The sequence below is a fragment of the Mesorhizobium sp. USDA 3734 genome (genome assembly GCF_056279665.1).
Genome location: NZ_JBWCCW010000001.1, coordinates 3,128,080 through 3,149,646, shown reverse-complemented (window position 1 = coordinate 3,149,646; position 21,567 = coordinate 3,128,080). Strand labels below are relative to the sequence as shown.

At 62.0% G+C, this 21,567-nt stretch carries 21 protein-coding genes and 1 pseudogene; 15 read left to right on the top strand and 7 right to left on the bottom strand.

Features of this window, described 5'->3' with window-relative positions:
* Positions 1 to 44 precede the first annotated feature (44 nt).
* The 6 genes from prfB (at position 45) to ACZ89F_RS15170 (ending at position 4,543) form a co-directional block, all read left to right on the top strand.
* Positions 45 to 1,176, top strand: a protein-coding gene (prfB, locus tag ACZ89F_RS15195; protein WP_136621259.1) for a peptide chain release factor 2 whose coding sequence is annotated in 2 segments (ribosomal slippage) — positions 45 to 110 and positions 112 to 1,176 — 1,131 coding nt in all. Because the reading frame shifts where the segments join, the coding sequence is not laid out codon by codon here.
* Positions 1,177 to 1,254: 78 nt separating this feature from the next.
* Entirely contained in the window at positions 1,255 to 1,674 is a 420-nt protein-coding gene (locus ACZ89F_RS15190; protein WP_476092683.1) for a GFA family protein, read from the top strand.
* A 290-nt stretch (positions 1,675 to 1,964) separates the two neighbouring features.
* Positions 1,965 to 2,342 carry a hypothetical protein gene (locus ACZ89F_RS15185; RefSeq protein WP_476092682.1) on the top strand — a complete coding sequence of 126 codons (378 nt, stop codon included), beginning with the start codon at positions 1,965 to 1,967 and terminating at the stop codon, positions 2,340 to 2,342.
* A gap of 156 nt (positions 2,343 to 2,498) precedes the next feature.
* A complete protein-coding gene (locus ACZ89F_RS15180) occupies positions 2,499 to 2,867 on the top strand; it encodes a GFA family protein (RefSeq protein ID WP_476092681.1) in 369 nt (122 codons plus the stop codon).
* A 176-nt stretch (positions 2,868 to 3,043) separates the two neighbouring features.
* Complete coding sequence (locus tag ACZ89F_RS15175; protein WP_013531371.1) at positions 3,044 to 3,694, top strand: YiaD family glycine zipper/OmpA-like lipoprotein; 651 nt, start codon at positions 3,044 to 3,046, stop codon at positions 3,692 to 3,694.
* A 243-nt stretch (positions 3,695 to 3,937) separates the two neighbouring features.
* Positions 3,938 to 4,543 (top strand): hypothetical protein, encoded by a 606-nt coding sequence (locus ACZ89F_RS15170; protein ID WP_476092680.1) that lies wholly within the window; start codon positions 3,938 to 3,940, stop codon positions 4,541 to 4,543.
* 62 nt (positions 4,544 to 4,605) lie between these two features.
* Here the strand turns inward: ACZ89F_RS15170 and ACZ89F_RS15165 are convergent, their stop codons facing one another.
* Both ACZ89F_RS15165 and ACZ89F_RS15160 read right to left on the bottom strand, forming a co-directional pair.
* Positions 4,606 to 6,189 carry a DEAD/DEAH box helicase gene (locus ACZ89F_RS15165; RefSeq protein WP_476092679.1) on the bottom strand — a complete coding sequence of 528 codons (1,584 nt, stop codon included), beginning with the start codon at positions 6,187 to 6,189 and terminating at the stop codon, positions 4,606 to 4,608.
* Positions 6,190 to 6,381: 192 nt separating this feature from the next.
* Positions 6,382 to 7,155 carry an NAD kinase gene (locus ACZ89F_RS15160; protein WP_476092677.1) on the bottom strand — a complete coding sequence of 258 codons (774 nt, stop codon included), beginning with the start codon at positions 7,153 to 7,155 and terminating at the stop codon, positions 6,382 to 6,384.
* Between the two features lie 720 nt (positions 7,156 to 7,875).
* On the opposite strand from ACZ89F_RS15160, the gene ACZ89F_RS15155 reads away from it, so the two are divergent.
* From ACZ89F_RS15155 to ACZ89F_RS15125, 7 genes and pseudogenes are all read left to right on the top strand, one after another.
* A complete protein-coding gene (locus tag ACZ89F_RS15155; RefSeq protein ID WP_476092675.1) occupies positions 7,876 to 8,847 on the top strand; it encodes an NAD-dependent epimerase/dehydratase family protein in 972 nt (323 codons plus the stop codon).
* 198 nt (positions 8,848 to 9,045) lie between these two features.
* Positions 9,046 to 10,128, top strand: a pseudogene (locus tag ACZ89F_RS15150) (ABC transporter ATP-binding protein).
* A 5-nt stretch (positions 10,129 to 10,133) separates the two neighbouring features.
* Positions 10,134 to 11,054 carry an ABC transporter permease gene (locus ACZ89F_RS15145; protein ID WP_476092674.1) on the top strand — a complete coding sequence of 307 codons (921 nt, stop codon included), beginning with the start codon at positions 10,134 to 10,136 and terminating at the stop codon, positions 11,052 to 11,054.
* Complete coding sequence (locus ACZ89F_RS15140) at positions 11,047 to 11,847, top strand: ABC transporter permease (protein WP_476092673.1); 801 nt, start codon at positions 11,047 to 11,049, stop codon at positions 11,845 to 11,847. Before ACZ89F_RS15145 ends, ACZ89F_RS15140 begins: the two co-directional genes overlap by 8 nt.
* Positions 11,848 to 11,887: 40 nt before the next feature.
* A complete protein-coding gene (locus tag ACZ89F_RS15135; protein ID WP_476092672.1) occupies positions 11,888 to 12,922 on the top strand; it encodes an extracellular solute-binding protein in 1,035 nt (344 codons plus the stop codon).
* Positions 12,923 to 13,010: 88 nt separating this feature from the next.
* A complete protein-coding gene (locus ACZ89F_RS15130) occupies positions 13,011 to 14,441 on the top strand; it encodes an amidase (RefSeq protein WP_476092670.1) in 1,431 nt (476 codons plus the stop codon).
* Between the two features lie 140 nt (positions 14,442 to 14,581).
* On the top strand, positions 14,582 to 15,283 hold the full coding sequence (locus ACZ89F_RS15125; protein WP_476092668.1) for a TetR/AcrR family transcriptional regulator: 702 nt from the start codon (positions 14,582 to 14,584) through the stop codon (positions 15,281 to 15,283).
* 7 nt (positions 15,284 to 15,290) lie between these two features.
* On the opposite strand, the gene ACZ89F_RS15120 is transcribed toward ACZ89F_RS15125, so the two are convergent.
* Genes ACZ89F_RS15120 through ACZ89F_RS15100 form a run of 5 tightly spaced genes read right to left on the bottom strand, consistent with a single transcriptional unit; the run spans position 15,291 to position 19,862 of the window.
* Entirely contained in the window at positions 15,291 to 16,049 is a 759-nt protein-coding gene (locus ACZ89F_RS15120) for an MBL fold metallo-hydrolase (RefSeq protein WP_476092667.1), read from the bottom strand.
* 2 nt (positions 16,050 to 16,051) lie between these two features.
* Complete coding sequence (locus tag ACZ89F_RS15115) at positions 16,052 to 17,116, bottom strand: ABC transporter ATP-binding protein (protein WP_476092665.1); 1,065 nt, start codon at positions 17,114 to 17,116, stop codon at positions 16,052 to 16,054.
* The gene (locus ACZ89F_RS15110) at positions 17,113 to 17,895 is read right to left on the bottom strand and encodes an ABC transporter permease (protein ID WP_476092664.1); all 783 of its coding nucleotides are present in this window, start codon (positions 17,893 to 17,895) and stop codon (positions 17,113 to 17,115) included. Before ACZ89F_RS15110 ends, ACZ89F_RS15115 begins: the two co-directional genes overlap by 4 nt.
* A 1-nt stretch (position 17,896) precedes the next feature.
* The gene (locus tag ACZ89F_RS15105; RefSeq protein ID WP_476092663.1) at positions 17,897 to 18,757 is read right to left on the bottom strand and encodes an ABC transporter permease; all 861 of its coding nucleotides are present in this window, start codon (positions 18,755 to 18,757) and stop codon (positions 17,897 to 17,899) included.
* A 13-nt stretch (positions 18,758 to 18,770) separates the two neighbouring features.
* Complete coding sequence (locus ACZ89F_RS15100; RefSeq protein WP_476092661.1) at positions 18,771 to 19,862, bottom strand: polyamine ABC transporter substrate-binding protein; 1,092 nt, start codon at positions 19,860 to 19,862, stop codon at positions 18,771 to 18,773.
* A 92-nt stretch (positions 19,863 to 19,954) separates the two neighbouring features.
* Here ACZ89F_RS15100 and ACZ89F_RS15095 point away from each other — a divergent pair, with 92 nt between their 5' ends.
* Both ACZ89F_RS15095 and ACZ89F_RS15090 read left to right on the top strand, forming a co-directional pair.
* The gene (locus tag ACZ89F_RS15095) at positions 19,955 to 20,569 is read left to right on the top strand and encodes a TetR/AcrR family transcriptional regulator (RefSeq protein ID WP_476092660.1); all 615 of its coding nucleotides are present in this window, start codon (positions 19,955 to 19,957) and stop codon (positions 20,567 to 20,569) included.
* A 261-nt stretch (positions 20,570 to 20,830) separates the two neighbouring features.
* Positions 20,831 to 21,268 (top strand): DUF2569 family protein, encoded by a 438-nt coding sequence (locus tag ACZ89F_RS15090; RefSeq protein ID WP_476092659.1) that lies wholly within the window; start codon positions 20,831 to 20,833, stop codon positions 21,266 to 21,268.
* The last annotated feature ends 299 nt before the right edge of the window (positions 21,269 to 21,567 follow it).

Below are 21,567 nucleotides of genomic sequence, written 5' to 3'. Positions count from 1 at the left end.
TATCGCGCCGACCGATTTCAGCAAACAGGACAGAACAGCCAGCCATGCGCGCGGAAACGCAGAATATTGTCGATGAGATCAGGCAGGCGATAACCCTGCTGAGGAGGCATCTTTGACTGGGATCAGGCCATAAAGCGGCTTGAATACCTCAATGTGCGCGCCGAGGACGCCAGCCTCTGGAACGAACCGCTGGAAGCGCAGAAGCTGATGCGCGAACGCCAGGGTCTCGAAGAAGGCATCGCCTCGGTGAAAGGTCTGACGCAGGCGCTGGAAGACAATATCGGCCTGATCGAGCTCGGCGAGGAAGAACGCGACGAGGGCGTCATCGCCGAGGCCGAAGCCGCGATCCGTTCGATGCAGGGCGAAGCGAAGGCCCGCCAGGTCGAGACGCTGCTGTCGGGTGAAGCCGATTCAAATGACACCTACCTCGAAGTCCATGCCGGCGCCGGCGGCACCGAAAGCCAGGACTGGGCCTCGATGCTGCTGCGCATGTACACGCGCTGGGCCGAGCGGCGGCGCTTCAAGGTAGAGGTGCTGGAAATGCATGACGGCGAAGAAGCCGGCATCAAGTCCGCCACGCTGCTCATCAAGGGCCACAACGCCTATGGCTGGCTGAAGACGGAATCGGGCGTCCATCGCCTGGTGCGCATTTCGCCCTATGACAGCAATGCGCGCCGCCACACCTCTTTCGCCAGCATCTGGGTCTATCCGGTCATCGACGACACGATCGAGATCGACGTTTCCGAATCCGATGTCCGCATCGACACCTATCGCTCGTCCGGCTCGGGCGGCCAGCACGTCAACACCACCGATTCGGCGGTGCGCATCACGCATCTGGCCACCGGCATCGCTGTCGCCTGCCAGGCCGAGCGTTCGCAGCACAAGAACAAGGCCAAGGCCTGGGAAATGCTGCGCTCGCGCCTCTATGAGGAAGAGCTGAAGAAGCGCGAGGCGGTTGCAAACGCTACCGAAGCGTCGAAAAGCGATATCGGCTGGGGCCACCAGATCCGCTCCTATGTGCTGCAGCCCTATCAGTTGGTGAAGGATCTCCGCACCGGGGTCGAGAGCACCAGCCCGTCGAGCGTGCTCGATGGCGACCTCGACGATTTCATGGAAGCCTCGTTGTCACAGCGCATCGAAGGCGGTGCCGGCGAAGCCGTGGCGGACCTGGACTAGTGTATGTCCATATTCAGGTGAGGCCGGCCTTGACCTGAATCTAGACATACCCTGCGCACCGCAGCGACGGAGGAGAGAGTGCTCAGCAAGCTCACTGGAAAGTGCTTTTGCGGCGCGGTTCACTACGAGGTCGCGGACGAATTCGTCTATGCCGCGAATTGTCATTGTTCGAACTGCCGGCGCACCACCGGCTCGGCCTTCAAGCCTTTCGCGGGCATCGAACGCGGCAAGTTTGCCCTCATCGCCGGGCATGACAAGCTCCTGATCTTCGGCGACGAAAGCGGCCATGACGCGCATTGCGGCCGGTGCGGCTCCTTGCTTTATTCGCTCGTGCGCGACGGCGCCTATGTCCATGTCGCCCTGGGAACCCTCGTCGACAATCCGGCCATCCGTCCAACCGCGCACATTTTCGTCGGCTCGAAGGCCGGCTGGTTCACCATCACCGACGACCTGCCGCAATATCAACAGCACGTGACCGCCGGCTCTGAGCAGCCATAGGCTGGAACCACAGCGGGCCAATCCCGTTTATTCGACGGCCGTTTGCCGGAGTTACCTTGGCCTCAAACTCGTCAGCGGTCGCGGATATCTGACGTCTGCACAGCGATGTTGTGAGTGCAGCAATTTCTTGCGCCGACCAAGGAATCAGCCCAGCATCGAAAGGCTGGGAGAGAAAAAGCATTTATGGCCGGTCGCGGCATATCTGCAAGCTGACGATCTGGCCGCTGGGAAGACACGTTCCGGGAACGGGCAAGCGAAACGCTTGACGCTCGTTTGAAAGGAACGTTTCCATGTCTGCTGCCACATCCAGATCGGCCAATGCCGTTCAACCGGCTGGCCGACTCTTGTTTTCCCTGTTTGCAATCGTCGCGACCGCAATGCTGACGGCACCTGCCTTCGCGCATGACGCCACGCCCACGGCGGCAAAGCCACAAGGCTGGAGTTACCCCTTCGCATGCTGCGCCAACTATGACTGTCGCACCACCCATACCGGCGAAGTGCTGGAGAAACCTGAGGGCTATGTCATCGCCGGGACGGGTGAGGTCGTTCCGATGAGCGACAAGCGCGTCAAGGACAGCCCGGACGGCGAGTTCCACTGGTGCGCGCATCAGGCCGGTCTCGACGCCGGCAAGACGATCTGCCTGTTCGTGCCGCCGCGCTCTTATTGACGACGGACGGGGGAGGACGTCAGCGGTCGCGTGTGACGGGGGCCGCAGGCTGGGTTTCCGCGGTTCGGCGGACGCCTGCTGACAGACAGTTGTCAGGAGTACCTCTTTATGCTGCCTTTGCCGCACAGGGCCGCGGGCGACAGGAGGAGTTCGTTGATGACCATCAAGGCAAGCTGTCATTGCAAGGCGACGACATTCGAGGTTTCGCAGGCACCGCAGACGGTGACGCAATGCACCTGTTCGTTCTGCTCGAAACGCGGTTCGCTCTGGGCCTATTACGTCCCATCGCAATTCAAGCTCACCAGTCCGATGGAGAACGTTTCTTTCTATCGCTGGGGATCGAAAACCGTAAAGCACGGGTTTTGCGCCAACTGCGGCTGCGGCACCTTTACCGAAACGCCGGACTGGTCGACCGGCAAGCCGGATTTCGACAATCCCAGGATCAGCGTCAATTCGCGGCTGTTCGATGATTTCGATCTCGACCAGGTCGAAGTGGTGGTCATCGACGGCAAGAATCTCTGGTAGCGCAATCCAGACAATTCGGGCACGGCGATGCGGCGCTATCGCCGGATATTGGTCCCTCGGGAAAAGACCGTGGGCGGCGTTTTGCCGTTCCGCTTTTCGCCGCATTTCATGGTACAAGTCGCCAGAAGGGCTGATTTGGCGCCACCGCAAGGCGTGACTTGGAGAGGGACGATCCTATGAAAAAGACTGTGCTCGTCGTCGTGGCGACGGCTGTGCTCGTGAGTGCCTGCACCACCACCGATCCGTATACCGGCGACCAGAAGATTTCCAACACGGCGGCCGGCGCCGGCCTTGGCGCCCTGGCGGGTGCCAGCCTTGGCCTGCTTGCCGGCGGCAATGACCGCCGCAACGCACTGATCGGCGCCGGTATCGGCGCGCTCGCAGGCGGCGCCATCGGCGCCACCATGGACCAGAACGAAGCCGAACTGCGCCGGCAGCTCGAGGGCACCGGTGTCAGCGTCACCCGCAGCGGCGACCAGATCATCCTCAACATGCCGTCGGACATCACCTTCAACTCGGATCAGGACGCGGTGAAGCCGGGCTTCTACCAGGTGCTGAACTCGGTCGCGCTGGTGCTGAAGAAATTCAAGCAGACCACGGTGGACGTCTTCGGCCACACCGATTCGACCGGCGGTGACCAGCACAATTTCGACCTGTCGCAGCGCCGCGCTCTGGCCGTCGCCAACTATCTGTCCGGGCAGGGCGTCGATCAACGCCGCTTCGCCGTCACCGGTTTCGGCAAGACGCGTCCCGTCGCATCCAATGCGACAGCCGAAGGCCGCGCCCAGAACCGCCGCGTCGAGATCCAGTTGTCGCCGCTCACCTGATCTGTTCGGCAAGCGAATGCGAAACGGCCCCTCACTGGGGCCGTTTTTGTTTGAACTGATATCGCGCACCTCAGAGTGGCGCGTCTGCGTATTAGTCTGTCCTAAAATACAGCTTTCCCGCAGCCATGGAAAGGAATAGCATCATCGCTGTTCCGGAGGGGATGAGGCGGTACAACTGGCCGCGCAATCAGCATTTTTCCGCCTCGGTCTTGCACGGCCAGATCAGAAGTCTGGGAGGAATGCATGACAAGAACAACCAGCCTTGGGCGCTGCGGCGTCCTCGCTTTAACAAGTCTGGTAGGCGCATTGTTGAACGTCGCTACGGCTCGGGCCGAGGACGCCAACAAGGCCGACATCGATGCCTTGAAAAAATCGCTCGCCAAATATGAGGACTACACCGCCGCCGTCCGCGACCTTTATCTGTCGACAGTCGGTTGCGTCTATTACAGCGGAGAAAAGATACCGGGCGCGATGGATTACCCGAAAGGCGCCATGGGTATCCATTTCGTCAATGTTCCGAGTGTCGGCCAGAAACTCGACCCGATGCACCCCAATGTGCTGATCTACGAACCGACCAAGAAGGGGTTGCGGCTGGTGGGCGTGGAGTGGCTGGTGCCGCTGACGCCGGACATCAAGGCGCCGCCGAAGCTGTTTGGCCAAACCTTCATGGGCCCGATGGAGGGGCACTATCCGCTCATCCCGAAGGAGTTCGTCCACTATGATCTTCACGCCTGGCTCGGGGACAATCCGAACGGCATGTTCAGTCCGACGAACCCGAACGTGAAATGCAACAAGGCCGAGTTTCCGATGCTGGAAAAGCCGACCAAGATGATGCCCGGGCCGATGTAACGGCGAGGAGGAGCGGAGAAGGCAAGCCGGATGACCGGCTTGCCTTCGAAAGTGGTCGGGGATCAGACCTTGGCGACGATCCGCATGAAGGCCGGCATGTCATCGCCGAAGCCGACAGTGGAATCGTTGTCTTCCTGGTGGCGTTGGCGGGCAGGGCGGTTGCTGTCGCGCTGCGGCCTGGTGTCGCCGCGCTCCGGCGCGCGCTGTTCGTTGCGATCGGATGATTTGCGCTCGGTGTTTTCCGAACGGATCGCTTCCTTGCGCGAGCGCCGTTCGCCGATTTCGGCGACCGCGGTCTCGGCTACATCCGGCTGCTCCTCGCGTACCGTTGCCGGTGCCGCATCTTCGCTTGGCTTGGCGTGGCGTTCGCGTGGTTTGCGTTCGCCCCGGTCCTTGCGGTCGTCGTCCTTGCGACCGGCGCGGCGCGGCGCGCCCTTGCCACGGCGCGGAGCGTCGTCTTCGCCTTCGCTGGCGACCACTGTCGACAGGTCGCCGTCATGCCACTCGATCTTGTTGCCGATCAGCCGTTCGATGGCGTCGATATATTTGGTGTCCGACTTGGTCGCGATGGTGAAGGACTTGCCAGAGCGTCCGGCGCGGCCGGTACGGCCGATGCGGTGGACATAATCCTCGGCATGGATTGGCACATCGTAGTTGAAGACGTGGCTAACATCGGGGATGTCGAGGCCGCGCGCGGCGACGTCGGAAGCGACGAGGTAGCGCAGCTTGCCGTCGCGGAAATTGGCCAGCATCTGCATGCGCGCGCGCTGGTCCATGTCGCCATGCAATGCGCCGGCGTCGAAATCATACTTCAGCAGCGAGCGGAACAGCTCCGACACCTCGACCTTGCGGTTGCAGAAGATGATGGCGTTCTTCAGCTCGGCGTCTTCAGCCTTGATCAGGTTGCGCAGTGTCTCGCGCTTGTCCCATGGCTTGGAGCCGGACTTGACCAGGCGCTGGATGATGTTGGTCGCCGCCGACGCGGCCTTCGAGACCTCGACGCGCACCGGCGCATGCAGGAATTTCTCGGTGAGCTTGGTGATCTCCGGCGGCATCGTTGCCGAGAAGAACAGCGTCTGCCTGGTGAACGGGATCATCTCGCAGATGCGCTCGATGTCGGGGATGAAGCCCATGTCGAGCATGCGGTCCGCTTCGTCGATGACGAGGATTTCGACGCCGTTGAGCAACAGCTTGCCGCGCTCGCGGTGGTCGAGCAGGCGGCCCGGCGTCGCGATCAGCACGTCGGCGCCGCGCTCCAGCTTCTTGTCCTGTTCGTCGAACGATACGCCGCCGATCAGAAGTGCGATGTTGAGCTTGTGGTTCTTGCCGTATCGGATGAAATTCTCTTCGACCTGTGCGGCGAGCTCGCGCGTCGGTTCCAGGATCAGCGTGCGCGGCATGCGGGCACGAGCCCGGCCCTTTTCGAGGCGGGTGAGCATTGGCAGCACAAAGGAAGCCGTTTTGCCGGTGCCGGTCTGGGCGATGCCCAGAATATCCTTGCCGAGCAGGGCGTGCGGAATGGCACCAGCCTGGATCGGCGTCGGCTGGGTGTAGCCGGCGTCGGTGACTGCGGAAAGGACCTTCGGCGACAGGCCGAGGTCTGCGAAGGTCAACGCTTCTTGAGCGGTCGTGGTGTCTGAGGACAAGTGTTGTTGTCTTTGGCTGGTTCGGGGAAGCGCAACGGCGTCTGTCGCGGCAAGCGCCACGCGCCTGCAAGATTGGTATTGCGATTAGGCGCAAGCCCGCGATTTGTCAACAGAAACGGGCGGCATTGGCGCGATTGTGAAGTTGTAACCTTAATCGGGATGCTTAATCGAGGTGTTGGTCACTGCGCCGGCTCAATAGCGGAACTGCTCGGCGAGAATGCGCTCGTTCCAGGAATGATTGGGATCGAACAGCAACGTTGCTGTCGCCGTTGGTGATTCCCTGACCGTCACCGAGGTCACCGCCTTGACCTCGGTATGGTCGGCGGCGGCGTTCACGGGGCGCTTTTCTGGCTCGAGAATGTCGAAGCGCACTGTCGCCTTGTTGGAGAGCAGCGCGCCGCGCCAGCGGCGCGGGCGAAACGGGCTGACCGGGGTCAGCGCCAGCAGCGGCGCATCGAGCGGCAGGATCGGCCCGTGCGCCGAAAGATTGTAGGCGGTGGATCCGGCAGGCGTCGCGATCATCACGCCGTCGCAGCTCAGTTCCTCGAGCCGGACCTGCTCGTCGACGGTGATGCGAATCTTGGCTGTCTGGTAGGATTGGCGCCACAGCGCCACCTCGTTGATCGCCAGCGCCGAAACCGTTTCGCCTTCCGAGGTGACGGCCAGCATCTCGAGCGGGCGGATCGTTTCGGCGACGGCGGCCGCGATACGCTCGGTGAGGCCACCGGACCGGTATTCGTTCATCAGGAAGCCGATGGTGCCACGGTTCATGCCGTAGACCTTCTTGCCGGTCCCCATCGTGTCGCGCAGGGTCTGCAGCAGGAAGCCGTCACCACCAAGCGCAACGACGATCCCGGCATCCTCGACGGAGGACTGGCCATAGCGCGCCGACAGGCTTTCCAGCGCCGTCTTGGCGTCAGCGGTGTCGGAAGAGACGAAGGCGATGCGGCTGGCGGCTTTGCTCATGGCTCTCCGATGACGACCGGTTGGCAGCGGCGAGTTGCTGGGCCGCGCCAGCGCCGGGGTAGCATGGGCGGGGCATGTCTGCAAAGGGAGCCGCCATCCCGGATGGCAGGGCCATCGGATGGCAAGGCGACCGCTAACGGTGGAATGCGGACTTGCCGTTCGCGCATCATGTCAAAGGCTACGCGAATGTGATGGTTAAGACCGGGCTTAAACTCTCGTAAAGCCGGATCGGTCATGTTAGCCGACAGTGGACGGGTGGCGTGGGGCCTAGCCAGTAGAGGCCGACATATTGCCGGTAACACGCCTGATCATCGTCTTCCTGATGCTGGGAAGCTTCGCGCTTCTCTTTGCCGAACTGGTACGCCAGTCCGAAGAGACGAGCTTCCGGCCACAGCCCACGGCGTCGCGCTGTGGTGACGCCGCCGGAGCGCCATGCCCGCAAAGGGCGCTGTAAAGCGCGAGCGGATGCTGATCATCCGCACCAATGAGCATCGGCCTCCCGCCTCGATACATGACATCACTCCGCAGTTTTAGTCGAGACCGGCAGACCGCTGCGGGTCCAGGGCTTGCTCATTGCGCTTGCGGCACTTCGCGGCGTAGACCAGAGCATTGATCGGCGGACGGGCTTTGGGTTCGTCGGCGGTGCCACGTATCCGCTGTTTTCGGAAAGCAAGCCCTGCGGCTCGTCGACTGGCCGGGTGTCTGGAGGGGGAATTTCCCATGTCGCGCAGCGTGTTGATCTCTGGTGGCTGCGGTTTTCTGGGCTCACATCTGGTCGACCGTCTGTTGCGGCGTAGCGATCTGGAAAAGCTGGTCGTCGTCGATAATCTATGGACCGGGACGCGAGACAACATTGCGCATGTCACCGATCCGCGTTTCGGCCTGCGGATTGCCGATGCCGAAAGCTTTTCATCCAGTCAGCGCTTCGACGAGATCATCCATCTCGCGTCGCCCGCTTCGCCGGTATGGTACATGCGAGAGCCGGCACGCACGATAAAGGCCAACATCGGCGGCGCGCTCAATCTTTTGACCCTGCTCAAACCCGGTGGTCGTTTCTGCTTCGCCTCGACCTCGGAAGTCTATGGCGATCCCCTGGTTTCCCCGCAACCAGAGAGTTACAGGGGATCGGTGGACTGCACCGGCCCCAGGGCCTCCTATGATGAAAGCAAGCGCTGCACCGAGGCATTGCTGTTCGAAGAGCAGCGCGTCAGCGGGCTCGACGTTCGTGTCGTCAGGATTTTCAACACATATGGGCCGCGAACCCGCATGGATGACGGCCGCGCCATTTCGAACTTTGTCATCCAGGCCCTGACAACTGGGGTCCTGACTGTTCACGGCGATGGCTCTCAATCGCGCAGCTGGGGTTATGTCGACGACATCGTCGAGGGATTGGAACGTTTCTTCTGGCGCGACAGCATCTCGCACCGTGGTCCTCTCAACATCGGCAACGATCACGAGGTTTCGGTTCTGCACATCGCCGAGTTCGTCAGTTCGCTCGTCCCTGGCTGCCGCATCGAGCACCATCCTCCGGCTCCCCAGGATCCAACCAACCGATGCCCGGATCTGACTTTGGCGGGGCATGTCCTTCCCGGTTGGGAAGCGAAAACTGGTTATCGGGAAGGTATCGAGCGCACGTTCGAGTGGTTTCGCCACCAGATCGCGGCCGCGGGCATTTTGGCCTCAACGGCCTGACGCACCGCCATCGCCACTCCGGCTCCGTCTTAGTCATCACTCGCTGGTTGCCACCGCGTCGGTCATGCCGAGGGTATAGCCGCGTCTGGCAAAAAGATATTGACTGTATGTTTAGTCATAGTTATTCGTGATGTTGAGGATGGCCAGCCGGCGTTGCCGGTGAATGGACACCAGGGAGAGGGGAATATCTTGACAGCCATGCGGCCCGCCGTTGAGGCGAAGGGCGTCACCAGGGTCTTTCGGGGAACCGGCCAGGATTCGGTCAGAGCGCTCGACAATGTCTCCGTCGCGATCCGCGAAAATGAATTCTTCACGCTGCTCGGGCCCTCCGGCTGCGGAAAGACGACGCTGCTCAGGCTGATTGCCGGCTTCGACTTCCCGACCGACGGCGAGATCCTGCTGTATGGGCAGGACATCGCGCCGCTGCCGCCCTTCAAGCGGCCGGTCAACACCGTCTTTCAGTCCTATGCGCTATTCCCGCACATGACGGTCGCCGACAATATCGGCTTCGGCCTGAAGATGCTGGGCAGGCCGAAGGCCGAAATCGCGGCGCGTGTCGACGCGATGCTGAAACTCGTCCACATGCAGGACTTGAAGAACCGGCGCACCAGCCAGATCTCCGGCGGTCAGCAGCAGCGCGTGGCGCTGGCCCGGGCGCTCGCGCCGCAGCCGAAGGTGCTGCTGCTCGACGAACCTTTGTCGGCGCTCGACTACAAGCTGCGCAAGGAGATGCAGATCGAGCTGAAACGGCTGCAGCATGAGACCGGCATCACCTTCATCTTCGTCACCCACGATTAGGAGGAAGCGCTGACCATGTCGGACCGCATCGCGGTGATGTCGTCGGGCAACATCCTGCAGGTCGGCACGCCATGGGATGTCTATGACCACCCGGCGGAGCGGTTCGTCGCGGATTTCATCGGCGAGACGAACTTCCTGACCGGCGTGGTCGAAAGCGCGGGCAATGGCCAGGCGCAGGTCGCCTTGCGCTCGGGGGCGAAGATCCGCGTGACCGCCGCCGTGGACTTCCGCGCCGGCGGCAACGCAACACTGATGGTCCGGCCCGAACATGCGAAGCTCGTCAAGGGTCGCGGCGATCTGGGCGGCACGATCGAGAACATCGTCTATTTCGGCACCGACACGCATATCCATGTCCGGCTGGACGAAGGCGATGTCTTCATGGTGCGCCAGCAGAATTCGCGCAGCGCCGGCTGCGGTTTCGAAAACGGCGCCAGGGTCGGCATTCAGATCGGCGACAATGCCGCGCAGTTGCTGAAGGATTAGAGGCCATGGCAACCGCGAGTGAGGTCGCCGAACAGGCTGAACGTGACGATATCCGGTTGCGCTGGCTGCTATCGGCCCCGGCGCTTCTGATCGTCTTCCTCGCGGCGCTTGGGCCGCTGCTGATCGTGGTCGTCTATTCCTTCCTGACGCCAGGCAATTACGGCGATGTGAAATGGCAGTTCTCGACCGACGCCTGGGTGAGCGTGCTGTTCGAGCGCGATGTCTTCGACGACACGCTGTCCTTGGCCACTGCCTATCTGTCGATCTTCTGGCGCTCGGTGTCACTGTCGCTGGCAACCACCGTGCTGACCCTCATCCTGGGCTTTCCCACCGCATATTTCATCGCCACGCGGCCGGATCACCGGCGCGACATTTGGCTGTTCCTGATCACCATACCGTTCTGGACGAACCTTCTGATCCGCACCTTCGCCATGCAGGAAGTGCTGCGCAATGACGGCATCATCAATTCAGCGCTGCAAGCGCTTGGCATCACCGACCATCCCGTCCAGCTCATGTATACCAATTTCGCCGTCCTGGCCGGCATGGTCTACGTCTTCCTGCCGCTGATGGTGCTGCCGCTCTACGCCAGCATGGAGAAGATCGACTTCCGCCTTGTCGAGGCGGGCTATGATCTCTACGCGACGCGGTTCGAGGTGTTGAGGCGCATCATCATCCCGCTGGTCACGCCGGGCATCGTCGCCGGCTCGATCCTCGTCTTCATTCCTTCGCTTGGCGCCTATGTGACGCCGCGCGTGCTGGGCGGCGGCACCAACCTGATGATCGGCAATCTGATCGAGCTGCAGTTCGGGGCAGGTCGCAACTGGCCGCTTGGCGCCGCGCTGTCGATTACCTTGATGGTGATCGTGATGGTGGCGCTGCTGTTTTATACCAGAAACACGACCAGGTCGGATGGCCTCCATGGCTAAGCGCTTCGACGTCCGGCGGCAGAACGGCTTCGTCAGCCTGGCGATACTGTGTTTCTTCCTGCTCTACCTGCCGATCGCCACGCTGGTGGTCTACGCCTTCAACGACAACGATTCCCTGGCGATCTGGAAGGGCTTCTCGCTGCGCTGGTTCCATGTGGCCTGGAACAACGGGCTGGTGATCGAATCGTCGATCCGCTCGTTCCAGATCGCGGCCGTCGCTGCGTTGCTGGCGACGATCTCGGCGACCATGGCGGCTCTGGCGACGACCCGGACCAAACCCTATCGCGGACTGACCTTCAAATACGCCTTCATCAACCAGCCGCTGATGGTGCCGGAGATCGTCACCGCGGTGGCGCTGCTGATCGTGTTCTCGCGCATCAAGATCTGGACCGGCTATTCCGGCCTCGGCTACCTCGTCGCCGCGCACACCGCTTTCTGCGTGCCCTTTGCCTATCTGCCGATCCGGGCGCGGCTCGAAAGCATGGACCTGGCGCTCGAAACCGCTGCCGCCGACCTCTACGCGGCCAAATGGAAGACGTTTTGGCACGTGACCTTGCCGCTGCTTTGGCCGGGCATTCTGGCCGGGCTGATGCTCGCCTTCGTCGTCTCGCTGGATGACGTCGTCATCACCGAATTCGTCAAATCCGGCGGCCAGGACACGCTGCCCACCTACATGCTCGGCCAGATCCGCCGCGGCGTTACCCCCGAGATCAATGCGATCTCGACGGCCTTCCTGGTGCTGTCGATCGGCATCGTCACCGCCTTCTTTTTCGTCAGCCGGAAACGGACCTGAGGCAGCTTTGCCGCCGGTCCCAACAATGGGAGCATGCAGCATGAACTGGAAATTGACCGCGACGGCCATCGGGTTGTCGCTGCTGACTGTCACGGGCGTGGCCCGTGCCGAGGGCGAACTCAACATCTACAATTGGGGCAATTACACCAGCCCCGACCTGATCAAGAAGTTCGAGGAGACCTACAAGGTCAAGGTCACCGTCACCGACTTCGATTCCAACGACACCGCACTGGCCAAGATCCGCCAGGGCGGCGCGGGTTTCGACATCGTCGTGCCTTCGGCCAGCGTCGTCCCGATCTGGATCAGCGAAGGCCTGCTGCTGGAGACCGATCCCAACAAGATGGAGAACTTCAAGAATATGGACCCGAAATGGGTCGATGTGCCATTCGATCCGGGCCGCAAATACACGGTTCCATGGCAGTGGGGCACGACAGGCGTGTCGGTCAACAAGTCGGTCTATTCCGGCGACATCAACACATCAGCGATCTTCCTCGACCCGCCGCCCGAACTCGTCGGCAAGATCAATGTCGTCCCCGAAATGGGTGACATCATGTTCCTCGCCATTGCCTATGAAGGCGGCCAGTACTGCACGGCCGACAAAGTGCTGCTGAAGAAGGTGCGCGACAAGCTGGTCGAGGCCAAGGCGAAATGGCTATCCTTCGACTATGGCGCCGTCGACGGCCTGGGCAAGGGCGACATCGCCGCCGGCGTGAACTGGAACGGCATTTCGCTGCGCCAGCGGATGCAGAACGACAAGATCGTCTACGGCTATCCCAGGGAAGGCTACCCGATCTGGATGGACAATGTCGCGGTGCTGAAGGACGCCAAAAACGTCGAGAATGCCAAGCTCTTCCAGAACTTCGTCATGGATCCGCAAAATGCCGCGCTGATCTCGGCCTTTGCCCGCTATGCCAACGGCATCAAGGGCTCGGAAGCCTTCATGCCCGCGGACATGAAAGGCGCGCCGGAAGTCGATGTTCCCGCGCAATTCGCCGCCAAGGGCCAGTTCATGCAGGCCTGTCCGCCTGACGTCCAGGCGCTCTACACGAAAATCTGGACCGACCTTCAGAAATAGACTGATCCGGCTTCTCCGCGCCGCGACACGCGGCGCGGCCACCTCCCGTCCATGCCAAACGCGATCCGGCGATCGCAGGAGACTTTCCATGACCACCGATCTCGACCTTTGCTATATGCCGGCCAGCGAGGCGCTGCGGCTGTTCAAGGCGAAGAAGCTTTCGCCCGTCGATCTGATGCAGGCCACCATCCGGCGCGCCGAGGCCACCAAGCCGACGATCAACTGCTTCACCTTCACGCATTTCGACGAGGCTATGGATCTGGCCAGGAAAGCCGAGGCGAAATACGCCAGGGGCGCCCGGACCGGGGCGCTCGAGGGGCTGCCCATCGGCATCAAGGACGAGAGCTACATCAAGGGCAAGCCGACATCGCATGGCTCGCTGCTGTCGAAGGATGCCATTGGCGGCCATACCTCGACGATGAATGAACGCATCATCAAGGCCGGAGGCATCGTCCATGCCCGCACGGCGACGCCTGAATTCAGCTGCGCCGGCTATACCTGGTCGAGACGCTGGGGCGTGACGCGCAACCCGTGGAATCCGGATTTTACGCCGGGCGGTTCGTCCGGTGGTGCGGCGGCGACGCTGGCTTCCGGCACGTCGTCGATCGCCACCGGCTCTGACATTGCCGGGTCGATTCGCATTCCCGCGTCGGCCTGCGGTCTTGTCGGCTTCAAGCCGCCCTATGGCCGCAACCCGGACGAGCCGCCCTTCAACCTCGACTTTTACTGCCATACCGGACCGCTGGCGCGAAACGTTGGGGATGCGATCCTGCTGCAGAATGTCATGGCGGGGCCGAGCCCGCTCGACATCGCCACGCTGCGCCCAAAACTGCGCCTGCCGCTCGACTACAAGCCGATCAAGGGCTGGAAGATCGCGTTCTCGATGGACCTCGGCTCCTTTGAAGTCGACCCGGACGTGCGCAAGAACACACTCGCCGCCTGCGATGTGTTCCGCTCGCTTGGCGCGACGGTCGAGGAAGTCGATTTGGGCTGGGGCGATGAAGTACTGAAGGCCGGCATGGCCTATCTCGAACATCTCTTCGGCGCCTCGCTGTCGCAACTGCCCAAGGAGCATGGCAAGGACATGACGACCTATGCGCGGCAGTTCGCCGAGGATGGGCAGAAGTCCAAAGCCGTGGATTTTGTCGGAACCCTCGATGTGGCGGCCAGGATGTACCAGACGCTAGGCCCGCTGCTGGAAACCTATGATGTGCTGATCTGCCCGACCAACGCGCTTCCCTCCGTGCCGGCGGAGTTCGATCAGACCACCGGTACCGTCGAGATCAACGGCAAGCAGGTAAACCCGTCGCTGGGCTGGGTGATGACGACGCCGTTCAACATGATGAGCCGTTGTCCGGTTCTGTCCGTGCCATCGGGCCGGGCGGCAAGCGGCGTGCCGACAGGCATCCAGATTGTCGGCCGCACCTATTGCGATGCCGATGTTTTCCGGGCGGCCATGGCCTATGAGACGGCCAAGGGGCAGTGGTACACAAACACCGAAACGCGCCCGTCGCTCTGATCGGGCGATGCGGCTCTTGCCGCGATGGTGCTTGATCTCCGGCTTGCGTTATGGTGAGCCGACGCCGGACACCTCGAATAGACGGATCTGTGGCGGCGCCGGCGATCGCCGCCACAAGGTTCGAAAGGAACTGGACGAAGATGGCGCAACGCAAGGCTACGGCGGCAAAACACAAAGGCGCAATGGCCAAGGATGGGGTTTCGGCAAACGATGCCGCGCCGCCCAAGGACCGTCGGCGCGAGCGCGGCGAAGCCAGCGTGCAGCGGATCATAGACGCCACCATCGAGCTCATCGCGGAGGAGGGGCTGGCAAGCGTCACCATGCAGCGCATCGCCGAGCATGTCGGCTCGTCCAATGCCTTGGTTGTCTTCCATTTTCGCAGCAAGGAGAACCTGTTCCGGGCCGTCCTGCAGTATCTCAGCGATCGATACGATGAGCTGTGGGTGACTCTGGTGCGGGCGCCCGGCCTGTCGCCGGTTGAGCGCCTGCTAGGCGCTGTCAACTGCGCGCAAAATTTCGCCCGGCAGCATCCGAAATGGGTTTCGGTCTTTGTCGTGTTCTCCAGCGACCGCAAGAGCATGCAGATCTACAATGAAATTGGCCTGCCGAGCGACCTTGCCTACACCGCCGAGGCGCGCGAACTGCTGGTCGAGATTTCGCGCAGCGGCGGTTACACCGGCGTCGACATAGACACCCTGTCAGAGAGCCTGAATTATCTGGTTCATGGCGCCTGGTATTGGGATCACCTGAACCCTCGCGGCCGTGACACCAACGTGCTGCGCAAGACCATGCTGCTCCTGCTGCATCAGGCGTTTCCGCGGCATTTTGAACTGATGCGCTAACCCGCTTTCAGGGTTGCCGCAGGTGGCAGCCGGCTTGCCGCTTCTGTTCCAGATACTCGTCGACAAGCTGGCGGTAGCGCACCTTGCCGAAACTCGGAAAATGGCCGCCATGCACGACCGAGACATCGAGGTCGCGCAGGCTCAGCAGCGTGGCCATGTAGTCTGATATGTCCGAGTGGTAGACATCGTCGATCAGCGGGCCATCATAGATGATGTCGCCGGATAACAGGATGCCCGTCCTGTTTTCGTAGAGCGCGATGCCGCCGGGTGAATGGCCGGGCGTATGGATCACCTCGAAGGCACGGTCGCCGAGGTCGACGATATCGCCCTGTGCGAGCAGGCGGCCGGCAGGTGCGGGAAGAATGCCATAGCGCGCCGTGTCCCAGCCTTGCGGCATACCGTCGAACATCTCGTCGGTCGCATAGGTGCCGGCAGCCGTCCATTCGTTGCGCGGATCGGCGAGGATCCCGGCCTCGGCCGCGTGCACGCAGCGGTCGGGAAATTCGTGGTGGCAGCCGATATGGTCGAAATGCGTGTGGCTGGCAACGCAAATGAGCTTGCGCTCGCTTACCAGCGGCACATGACGCCGGAGGCTGAAATGGCCAAGCCCGGTGTCGAACAGGAGATCGCGGTCGCGGCCGCGCACATGCCACATGTTGCAGCGGAAGAACGGTTTTATCCATGGCTCATGGATCAAGGTCACGCCATCGCTCATGCGGATGGTCTCGTACCAGTCTGGTGCTTCGATGAGGGGAAGTGTTGCCATGTTCAATCCGTCAGCAGGATGATCTGGCCGGTATCGCAGGAAATCGCGACCGTGTCGCCCGGCTGGACGGTCGCCGTCGCGGGCAGTTTGGCGATGAACTGCATCGAAGGATATTCGATGGAAACCGCAAGCACGCGCTTGAAGCTGCCCTGGAAGACGACGTCACTCACCCCGGCCGTGCCGAGCTTGACACCGCCTGCGGTCGTGCCGAGGACAAGATGCTCCGGCCGTATGGCCAGTGCAACGGCGGAGCCCACCGGCAACGCGCTGGGCAGTGAAACCGGCCCGACCGGCGTCGCGACGGTGCTTGTCCTGCCCTTCGTTTCCGTGACTGTGCCGGCAAGGATCGTACTCTCGCCCATGAAGGTCGCGGAAAAGCGCGTCGCCGGCCGCGCGTAGACGCGCTCGGGCGGACCTTCGTCCTCGATACGCCCGTCATTCATCACCACGCAGTGGTCGGCCAGCGCCATTGCCTCTTCCTGGTCGTGGGTGACATGGATGAAGGCAGTGCCGACGCGCTTCTGGATCGCTTTCAACTCGTCCTGCATCTGCCGGCGCAATTTGAGGTCGAGCGCGCCGAGCGGCTCGTCGAGCAACAGCACCGCCGGCTCGATCACCAAGGCCCGCGCCAGCGCCACGCGCTGCCGCTGGCCGCCGGAGAGCTGGTGCGGCTTCTTGTCGAAGGCGGCGTCGAGGCCAACCAGCGCCAGCGCCTCGCGCGCCTTTGCCGCCCGGGTGGCGCCGTCGACACCCTGCATGCGCAGGCCGAAGCCGACATTGCTGCCGACGCTCATATGCGGAAACAGCGCATAGTCCTGGAACACCGTCGTTGTCGGCCGTTTCGCCGGCGGCACCGAGGTGCAGTCCTCGCCACGGATGAACACCTTGCCTTCGCTGGGGGTGACGAAGCCGCCCAGAATGGACAGGAGCGTCGTTTTGCCGGACCCCGAGGGCCCGAGCAGGATCGTATAGCTGCCGGGCTCGATCTGCAGCGAAACGTTCTTCAGAACAGTGTGCTGGCCGAAGCGGTGCGAGACGGAACGGATATCGACCAAAGGCGCGGTCATGCCTTTCTCCTACGCAGCAATGTCAGTTCGAACAGCACCACCAGCACGATGGAGACGGCAAAGACCAGCGAGCCGACGGCGTTGGTCTTGGGATTGAGGCCGGAACGCAGGAGGTTCCAGATTTCGACCGGCAGCGTGGTGTCGAAGCGGGTCAGCAGGAAGGAGATCACGAACTCGTCCCAGGAGAAGGTCATCGACAGGAAAAAACTGGCGAAGATGGCCGGCGCCATGACCGGCACGGTGATCAACAGCAGCACCTTCCATTCCGGCGCGCCGAGGTCGCGCGCGGCCCGTTCGATGTTGATCTGGTGGTCGCCCATCTGGCTGTAGATGATGGCGAAGCACAGCGGCAGGTTGATCACGACATGGCCGATGCCGGCGGCGAGCAGCGATTTCGGCATGCCGGCCCAGTTGAACAGCACCAGCAGCCCCATGCCGATGATGAGATAGCTGACCGTCAACGGCAGCGTGATCAGCCCGCGCAGCAGGCCGGAGCCGGGCAGGACGAAACGGGCAAAGCCCCAGGCGGAAAGGAAACCGAGCGTAACGGCGGCGAGCGACGAGATGGAGGCGACCAGCAGCGAATTGACCAGCGCCGAGGTCAGCCTGACGTCGGAGAGCACCGCCTCGTACCAGCGCAGCGACGGGCCGGTGAAGGGCGGGATCGGGAACGACGTCGCCTGCAGCGAAAACAGCACCAGCACCACCACGGGCAGGAAGATGAAGCCGTAGACGGCGATCGCGTAGAGCCAGGAGGCGATGCGGACGAGCTGGCGCATCTCAGGCCCGCTCGATCTTGAGCCAGCGCGCGCAGGCGAGGTAGGCAATGGTGACCACCGCCATCAGGATGATCGAGAGCGCCGAGGCCAACGGAAAGTCGCCGCGCCGGCCGATCTGCATCATCACCAATTGCGGCATCAGAAGCTCGTTGTTGCCGCCCAGGATCTGCGGCGTGATGTAGTCGCCGATGCACAGCACGAAGGTGAGGAAGGCGCCGACCATGATGCCGGGCAAGGTCAGCGGCAGCACGACATGCAGGAAGGTGCGCACCGGCCCGGCGCCGAGGTCGGCGGCGGCCTTGCGGTAGCTTGGGCTCAGCTGCTTGAGGTTGGCGAAGATCGTCAGGGTCAACAGCATGACGAAGAAATGCACGAAGCCGGTGATGGTGGCGAAACGCGTGTTGGCGAGCTGCAGCGGCTCGCTGAACAGGCCCGAGCCGGTCAGCGCCCGGTTGACGACGCCGTTCTGCGCCAGCACCAGCAGCCAGGAGTAGGAGCGCACGACATAGGAGGTCCAGAACGGCAGCACCGCCAGCATCAGCGCCAGCCGCTGCCAGCGTTCCGGCACCTGTTCGGCGAGAATCCAGGCAAAGGGGTAGGCGAGCAGCACCGAGATCACGGTGACGATCACTGTGACCTGCAGCGAGTTCACCATCGCCTGCCAGTAGGAGGGGTTGGTGAAGAACTGGCTGTAGTTGGACGCCGTGAAGCCGCCGCCCTCATGCGCCGTCAGGCTGGAAAACCCCATGGCGATGAAGGGCAGGACGAAGAACAGCAGCGTCCAGCCGAGCGCCGGCGTGACCAGCGCCCAGGGCAGGGCTGCCCGGGGCAGGAGACGCCCTTTTTTTGCCGAGCTGCTCATGAGCGGTATCTGCTCATTTTGCCTGCAGCATTTCGGTCCACATGTCCTGCATCTTCTTGTCGAGATCGGCACTCGGCGCCGGATAGGCCTGGGCGCGGGCGAGGAAGCCCGGCTGCTCGTCGAAACGCAGGACCTTCTTCTGGTCGTCGGTGAGTGCTGCCTTGGTGTTCGACGGCATGCCCCAGTAGCAGGAGGAGGTGGCAAGCCGCGCCTGGCCTTCCGGGCTCATAATGTACTGGATGAATTTCAGCGCCATGTCCTTGTTCTTCGAATCCTTGAACATGGCCAGCGACTGCGACCACAGCACCGCACCTTCTTTCGGGATGGAGAAGTCCAGCGCCGGGTTTTCCTTCGCAAGCCCTGCCGTCACCCATTCGCCGCCGCCGACCAGAATGTCGACCTCGCCGGTCGCCAGCGCCGTCTGGCTGGCGGTCACTTCGCCTACCAGCTTGGCATTGGCCTTCATCTTGAGAAGCTCGTCCTTGAGGGCGGGCAGGTCGGCTTCGGTCAGCTCGGCCGTCTTCTTGCCGATGGCGAGCGCGGCCATGCCGATGACCGGCAGGTAATAGTCGTAGATGGCGACCTTGCCCTTGTATTTGTCGCCGGTGAGTGCTGCCATCGACTGCATGTCGGCCGGATCGACCTTGGTCTTGTTGTAGCCGATCGTGTTGTAGCCGAACTTTTCGGTGATGCCGTAGCGCTTGCCGCCGACGACGGTGGAGCCGTCCATCTTCACCTGCGGGAACAGGTCGGCCAGCGGCAGCTTGTCTTCCGGCAATGGCTCGAACAGGCCCTTTTCGACACCGCGCGGCACGTCGATCGAGTCGACCACCATCACGTCCCAGTCGCCGGGCTGCGACTGTTCGACGATGGCGAGGCCGGCGCCGGTGCCCTCGAATTCCTTGACGTTGACCTTGACGCCATTGGCCTCCTCGAAGGGCTGCAGCAACGCCGGATCGGCATGATCGCACCAGATCAGCGCGTTGAGGTCGGCGGCCTCGGCGAGGCTGCCGGCCCCAAACAGCAGCGCCGTGGCGGCGCACGCGGCGTACAGATGGCTCTTGAGAATGGAAAGCGGATTCCTGGATGCGGATTTTGCGGACATCGAGTGTTTCTCCCTTGCCTTTGTGGCTTCTTGCAAAAAGTTGAACCAATTCTAAAATTGAGTCAATTCTGTTTTTATGGCAAGAGGCTGATATGAGCGGATTGCGGGCAAGGCAAAAGGCGGACCGGCACCGGCGCATCATCGAGGCGGCGGCGGAACTGTTTCGCGAGGCCGGCTATGAGGGCGCCAAGATCGAGGCGATCGCCGCGCAGGCCGAGGTCTCGGTCGGCACCATCTACAATTACTATGAGAATAAGGGCGACATCCTCGGCGCCATCGTCTCGCTGGAGGTCAACGAAGTGCTGAATGCCGGGCAAGGCGTCGTCGCCCGGCCGCCGGCCAATGTCGGCGACGCGCTGGACACACTGATCGGCATCTATATCGAGCACTCGCTGCACTATCTCAGCAAGGAAATGTGGCGGCAGGCGATGGCGATCTCGATGCAACTGCCCGACAGCCCGTTCGGCCAGGCCTACACCGCGCTCGACCGAGCGCTGACCGAACAGATCCGCGCACTGATCGCCCGGCTGCAAACGCTCGGCCTGGTGCGGCAGGATATCGATGGGGCAGCGCTCGGCGAACTGATCTTCAACAACATGAACATGATGTTCATCGAATTCGTGAAGCGCGACGCGGCGAAGATACCGGAATTGCGGGTGGCGATACGGAGGCAGAACCGGATTTTGGTGGCGGCGATTGCGGTGTGAGGGAGTCAGGAGCAGACAGGAGAAATCGTCGCTTCGGCATAAAACCTGGTTTCAGACGGGGCTCATCTCTTGAGTTGAGTTTGAAATCTGATACAACTTATAAGGGCATAAATAAGGGGGAGGGGTAAATGGGGGCGTTTTCCATCTGGCATTGGGCGATAGTGCTGCTGTTGATCGGCGTGCCTGTTTTTCTTTGCTGTTCGATCAGCTGCGAAGCCGTCACAGGATCCGGCGGCTCTTGTAGGCTTCGGCGGCTGGCTGATGCTGCTGGCGATCGGTCAGACATTGTCACCGCTGCGCACGCTCGCCGACTTCGCCAATTCGACCGATGGCTACCAGCAACTCATGACCCTCTCGAATGGGCCCGTGGCGGTGTATGGCGAGGTTGCTCTCAATCTGGCGTTTCTGGCGCTTCAGCTGGTCGTGCTTGTTTCGATGCTGCGGCGGAGCCGCCGCTTTCCGCAATTGTTTCTGCTCCAGTGGCTGGCGATCCCTGTCGTTTTTGTCCTGGACACGATCTGGATTGCGTCAGTTTTGGGCGTTCCGGTGAGCCAGGTGCTAGCAGGCGATGCGCTGGTGGCCCCCATAACCTCGTTTGTAGTGACCGGCATCTGGACCGCTTATGTCTATAAGTCGATGAGGGTGAGAAATACGTTCACTAGGACGAACGCGTCTGCCCAAATCGCGAGCGCCTCATAGGGATGTTGGGGCGCTCGGAGGACTCTGGCTCCCGGGTAATCGTCGATGCCCTTGCCGAGAGATGGGTGACAGGCCCCGCTTTACCCATCGTGTCGCCGACCGCTTCATCCTCTTGGGAGCCCCTACCGGCATGCTCTTGGACGCGTTGCCAAAGTCGTTCGCGCAATCTTTCGCGATCGATATCATCTTTACACCTCGTATGCTTGACTTCGGCCGGTAGGCTCGAATTCAGCACCCTGCCAAGGAACTGAATTTTCGCGCAAAACCGTGACGATTCCGTCTCTATTAATGAAAGATCG